Source organism: Mesorhizobium sp. M7A.F.Ca.ET.027.02.1.1, assembly GCF_004022985.1.
Lineage (GTDB): Bacteria > Pseudomonadota > Alphaproteobacteria > Rhizobiales > Rhizobiaceae > Mesorhizobium.
In genome coordinates this window covers 1-488 of sequence record NZ_RZOL01000927.1, presented here as the reverse complement: position 1 = coordinate 488, position 488 = coordinate 1, and the positions used below count along the sequence as shown (strand labels likewise).

Below are 488 nucleotides of genomic sequence, written 5' to 3'. Positions count from 1 at the left end.
TCTCTGACCCGACTTTTTGGGTCCGGACGCAACATTCACGTCGATTATCCAAACTACAATCCAAAGCCGGGTCCAGGACATCCAAACTGAGCGCGCCCTCGGAGCGCCGATGCTGGGTCCGTCGCGCGACCGGACCTGCCATGACCTTGCAGGTGCCAAGACCTACGCGGCCATGGCCTGAACGACGCGCTCGAAGAAGCGGAGCTGGATGTAGCGGCCGGGAACGGCGGCGTCGAAAACCTCGTCCGCGAGCGGCGACTGCGTCATGATCGGAACGCAAAATCCGGCTCGGACGCGCTGCGTCCGGGCCGCGCCCTCGAGCAGGGCAAGGACCACCGGCGCGGAGGTCATGCCGGCGCCGTAGTAGAGCCCGACGAGCCGGTGCCGGAATCCAGCCAGAAGGTCGGCTCCGCCTCGCTCGACAGATCCTGCGGCGGCATGTCGCCGAGATCGTGCACGAAGCTCTTGCGGCCCTTCCTCAGCTCCGG

At 66.2% G+C, this 488-nt stretch carries 1 protein-coding gene; it reads right to left on the bottom strand.

Annotation, left to right across the window (positions count from 1 at the left end):
* Positions 1 to 162: 162 nt before the first annotated feature.
* On the bottom strand, positions 163 to 351 hold the full coding sequence (locus EN749_RS38135; protein ID WP_189368063.1) for a hypothetical protein: 189 nt from the start codon (positions 349 to 351) through the stop codon (positions 163 to 165).
* Positions 352 to 488 lie beyond the last annotated feature (137 nt).

Coding starts and splice junctions, on each gene's coding strand:
- EN749_RS38135 (WP_189368063.1), bottom strand. CDS start 351: ATGACCTCCGCGCCGGTGGTCCTTGCCCTGCTCGAGGGCGCGGCCCGG.